Source organism: Dryocola boscaweniae (genome assembly GCF_025215095.1).
GTDB classification, from domain to species: domain Bacteria; phylum Pseudomonadota; class Gammaproteobacteria; order Enterobacterales; family Enterobacteriaceae; genus Dryocola; species Dryocola boscaweniae.
Window position 1 is genome coordinate 1 of record NZ_JALHAP010000057.1, and the last position, 4,571, is coordinate 4,571.

Genomic DNA, 4,571 nt, shown 5'->3' on the forward strand with positions numbered 1-4,571 from the left:
TTCTTACCGGGCGCCGCCAGGCTCCAGGTATCTGCGAGCGTAATATTGTTGATGCTTCCGTTTATACTCTCAAGCGCCACCGTTTTACCGCTGATGGTTGAGCCGATGTTATTGATGTCGCCCAGCGTGCTCAGTTGCAGCCCGCCGCCCGCGCTTATCAGCCCGGCATTCAGGTTGCTGATGCTGTTCCGGCTGTCGATACTCAGGCCGTTCTGCGCCGTGAGCGTGCCGCCGCTGTTGATGACGTTGCCACCCGCAAGCTGAACATTGCTGCCGGCTATCACGCTGCCGTTGTTCACCGTCACGTCTTTTGGCGAGAGATAAACTTTTGGCACCATCACCGTCTGGCCGTTGATAACTGCGGATCCCCACCACAGGATACTGCTGTCCAGCGCGGCGATTTGTGCTGCCGCGAGCGCCACGCCAAACTGCAGACCCAGCGACTGCTGCGCGCCGGCCGCGTTATCCATCAGATACTGCATCTGCGCCAGATCCGACCCGATGCCGTTGATATAGCGGCTGCCGGTCTGGTTCAGCACTGCGTTGGCTACATAGCGCGTATCAAACGCCGCATCGCCCAGGAAGCGGTAATCGTATTCCGGGTGCAGGTTGAGCCTGTCCAGGAAGTAAGACGATCCGAGGAATTTATTTTGATCTGTGTAAGCGCTGATGGTCAGCGTTAGAAGGGATGTTCAGAAACGCTACCGCCCTGCCGCAACTAAGATTCTGAGGCCCTTAGATTCTAGCTGTAACCAGCGTAAGATAATTCGGTTATTTTTCTTATTTATTAACTCATTAATGCATGAAGAACTAACGGGTTGCATAAAACTGTGAGGGAACATACAAGCTTCATAAAAAATCATATATGAGTTTTATTTAATACCATAAAAGGAATAGCATGAACGCAGTAAAATTGAAGTTAAGATACGAACACTCATTACTACTGAGAATGTCGAATGACCTTTGGTAAACGTCTCGCAGTCCTGCGTAAGGGCAGGAAGATGACACAGGCTGTACTTGCGGAGAAATCCGGCAGCCATATATCGATGATCCGTCGCTATGAATCGGATGAGGTTCAGCCAACGCTGGAGGTCATACGGAACTTATCCCTGGCATTATCAGTAAGTGCAGACGTGTTAGTTTTTGCTGAAGCTGAACGCAATCCCGATCGGGAATTACAACTTCTGTTTGAAGCGGTTAATCAGTTCACTCAGGAAGAAAAAGCAGTGGCAAGAATACTAATCGAGGCGCTCATTTTGAGACATGATGCTAACCGAAAAGCTAAAAAAGCAGAGGATCAGCATTGAAAGAAGACGCGATGATCCAGTGTTGGAGCACTGAATCACCGCTAACCACAACAACTAGTTAGGAGTAGTTATTATGGCTGAGCACGATTCTAAGTCAGGAATGAAGATTTCCAAAGCGCAGCGCCGTTATAAAGTCGGATACCTCAGTGTCCAGCATGTGAAACGCGCCACCAAAATGACCACGTATTACAGCCGCACGCCCAGCCTGCACCTTAAAGGCGACTGGCTGACAGAGGCCGGATTCGGGACAGATACTCCGGTTACTGTGACCGTGGAACAGGGGCAACTGGTGATCCGGCCTGTGACTGAATGACGGATAAAAAAATCCCGGCTCCGTGGCCGGGATTTTTAGGCTATTGATTTTGATTTCTAAGTGTTTCTCTCGCTTCAATCAAAATATTAATAAGGTCATCAAGTGGCATTTTTGCGATAAATCCATGCGCGTGATCCGTGCCAAAAAGCTCAGCTTCAAGATGATTTACCCCCTTATCTTGGTTAACTTCTATAATTCGCTCTCGATCTAATTGCACCTCAAGAGTAAGTTCTTCGTATTCCATAGGGCTGGAAAAAAACAGTTCTAATTTTTTCTGAGTCATCTTTTCACCGGTGGATCTAGTAGGGTATTGAATGAGCCATCGGGATTAAATCTAACACCCTGCCCACTAGGCGCACGGTATTCAACCCCACCACGGGATAGTTCATTTCGTATCGTGCCAGGGTCATTTAGAAGATCCCGGATAAAGTTTTCCGCTGCTGCATTTTTCTGGGTCTGATTGCCCTTCAGAGGCTCGAATGTGCCTCCTGGTCTACCCGCATGCTTTTCCCATGCCCTAGCAGCGGCAGACATTCCTTGATTATTAATCGGTTTGTTGGCAGATGTAATCCGATCATCTATTTCTGAGTTAGTAAAATTACTTCCATTTTGCGACGGTTTATTACCCTTATTATTCCTTGCATTTTCCTCATCCTCCGGCCCCCAGCCACCCGGTGTACCCGATCCCGTTCCTCCCAGTTCTGCCTTTTCATCCGCCGTCAGATCCTTACCAATATTTGGGCTCTGATTGGCTTCAGACTGCGCGGTGATAATTGCCAGCATAACGCACGTATTGTTCGCCAGGCACGCAGCATCAAGTCCTGATTTCACCGTTTTCGTCAACGCCAGTGCAGCAACATCGTTAGCATTTGTACTGCCCGCTTCTGCCATCGCTGCGGCATTCAGCGTACTCTGCGCCATCATCTGCTGGGCCAGACCGATACTCGCCATATTATTGCTCAGTTCGTTCTGTCCTGCCTGAGCGCCTGCTATCGCACTGGCTGTGCTGTCACCCACCACGCCTCCGGCCATGCCTGCCGCCAGCGTACCCAGCGCCACCAAGGTTTGCTTCTGGCTCTCTGTCAGTTGGTCCACCGGCACATCGCCGTACAGTGCCCGTTTTATGGCTTCTCCTGCAAGAGCCGTTGTCGCCGCTCCGGTGGCACCCGCCAGACCATCTTTACCCTGTAGTTCCGCCACGACACCGGCAATTATCGCATGCGCCATCACCCGCGCCGCTTCATTGTCTCCGGTCGTGACTTTTATGGCTTCCGCCAGATACGGGCTTGCACCTCCTGCAAGAGCCGCTTTCAGGTCACCACCCGCCAGCCCCTGAAGCGCCAGCGTTGCCGCACTGATACCCTGCTGAATGGTACTGCCGGTTCCCCATTCTTTCTGCGCCGTTTTGTAGCTGTACGTGGCGGCAAGCTTCGCATTGTAGTCCGCCCACTCTTCTTTTGATGCCCCTTTTCCAGGTTCGGTGATACCTTTTCTCGCCAGTTCAGCCTTACCATCATTGATGGCCGCTATGTCTCCCTGCGTCCGCGCAATATCTGCTGCCTGAGTGCCAAGCTCTCCTATAACCTGCGCCATCTCCAGCCGCTTCTGCTCTTTCTCCTTGTCGAATATCGGGCTGATGCTGCCGTTAGCATGTTCGGTGTCGCGGCTCAGGTCCGCCACATCCTGCTGCTGTTTATCCTTATCCCGGATGGTAATGGTGCCGTCCGTAACGGCTGATTTTGTGGTTCCTTCTGCGTCGCCGCTGCCACCCGCTCCCACCAGCAGGGTGTTGGCCATATTGCCTGCGAACTGGCTGCCGATGCTACCGCCTGTGCTGAAGCTTCCGCCGCTGTGGCTGACGTCGTACTCTGCCCTGTTGCCGATGTCCGTAAAGCCCAGCGTGCCGGTATCAAGGTGGTTTTTATCCGCCGTAGCCGTGGATGCAACCACCGCACCATCAAGCTGAGTATGGTTCCCCACGGTGACATCAAACCCGCCGTTACCGGCGAATATTCCGCTCTGCTCCACGACCGAGTCGTAGTTGCTGTGCATTTTGTCCTGGCTGAGGCTGAGGCTCGCTGAACCGCTCATGGAGCCAAAGGAGAAACTGGCTCCGCCGCTCACGCTGCTCTGTTTACTGTCGTAGCGGTCGCTGTCCTGCAGGCTGCTGATGGTCAGGTCACGTCCAACATCCGCCATCACCTTATTCCCGCTGACCTGCGCACCGGCAAGCGTGGCATCGCGCCCGCTGATGATGCTGACCTGGTTTCCGGCATCTATTGTGGTTTCATTCTGCTGCGTGCCGTTGCCGCTTTCTTTGCCGTGAGACTTATTGCCGCTGGCTGAAACGGTGATACCCCAGCCGCCGGAACCGACGCCAATCCCCACGCCCACGCTGCCGCCGCTGCTTTTGTTACTGCCTTCCAGCAGTTGCGTATTCCGGGATGAAACCAGATTCACGTCCCGCGCCGCATCCAGCAGGACATCTTTTCCGGCTTTAATCTGGCTGCCGGTAATATTGACATCCCCGCCCGTGGCGATGATCGAAAGATTATCTCCGGCGTTCAGGGTCGAGCCGCTGGCGGTGGTCTGTTCATTGTGTGTTTTTGATTTTGACGACTGCGAACCGTATGACAGCGTGATGCCCACCGTGTTGGTGTTATCCGCATCATTCCCTCTGGCCGCATCCAGATCCATTGCCTGGCTGGCCTGCACACCGGAGAGGGCTGCCTGCGTGCCTTTTAATGCCGCCAGCCTGTCGTCACTCTCATCTTTTGCTGACCGGGCAGAAGAGATCGCACTGTTTACCGCGCTACCCGCAGCCCCCGACAGCGCAAGCGTCAGCCCGCTGCTCTTCTGCTCAAAAGACTCGTCGCGGGTACGTCTGTCGTGGCCCGGGTCAATCACCACGCTGTCGCCGGTAATGGACAAATCTTTACCCGCAATTAAAT

At 53.4% G+C, this 4,571-nt stretch carries 4 protein-coding genes and 1 pseudogene; 2 read left to right on the forward strand and 3 right to left on the reverse strand.

The window, feature by feature from the left end:
• Positions 1 to 674: pseudogene (locus tag MUA00_RS00320) on the reverse strand (hypothetical protein); the annotation flags it as partial.
• 282 nt (positions 675 to 956) lie between these two features.
• Between MUA00_RS00320 and MUA00_RS00325 the strand changes: the two are divergent.
• A complete protein-coding gene (locus MUA00_RS00325; protein WP_271121242.1) occupies positions 957 to 1,307 on the forward strand; it encodes a helix-turn-helix domain-containing protein in 351 nt (116 codons plus the stop codon).
• A 73-nt stretch (positions 1,308 to 1,380) separates the two neighbouring features.
• Entirely contained in the window at positions 1,381 to 1,620 is a 240-nt protein-coding gene (locus tag MUA00_RS00330; protein WP_271121243.1) for a SymE family type I addiction module toxin, read from the forward strand.
• Between the two features lie 40 nt (positions 1,621 to 1,660).
• Here the strand turns inward: MUA00_RS00330 and MUA00_RS00335 are convergent, their stop codons facing one another.
• Together MUA00_RS00335 and MUA00_RS00340 are read right to left on the reverse strand one after the other, a co-directional pair.
• On the reverse strand, positions 1,661 to 1,903 hold the full coding sequence (locus MUA00_RS00335; protein WP_271121244.1) for a hypothetical protein: 243 nt from the start codon (positions 1,901 to 1,903) through the stop codon (positions 1,661 to 1,663).
• The coding region (locus MUA00_RS00340) for a hemagglutinin repeat-containing protein (RefSeq protein ID WP_271121245.1) at positions 1,900 to 4,571 on the reverse strand (2,672 nt) is incomplete at its 5' end. The genes MUA00_RS00335 and MUA00_RS00340, both read right to left, overlap by 4 nt.

Coding starts and splice junctions, on each gene's coding strand:
- MUA00_RS00325 (WP_271121242.1), top strand. CDS start 957: ATGACCTTTGGTAAACGTCTCGCAGTCCTGCGTAAGGGCAGGAAGATG.
- MUA00_RS00330 (WP_271121243.1), top strand. CDS start 1,381: ATGGCTGAGCACGATTCTAAGTCAGGAATGAAGATTTCCAAAGCGCAG.
- MUA00_RS00335 (WP_271121244.1), bottom strand. CDS start 1,903: ATGACTCAGAAAAAATTAGAACTGTTTTTTTCCAGCCCTATGGAATAC.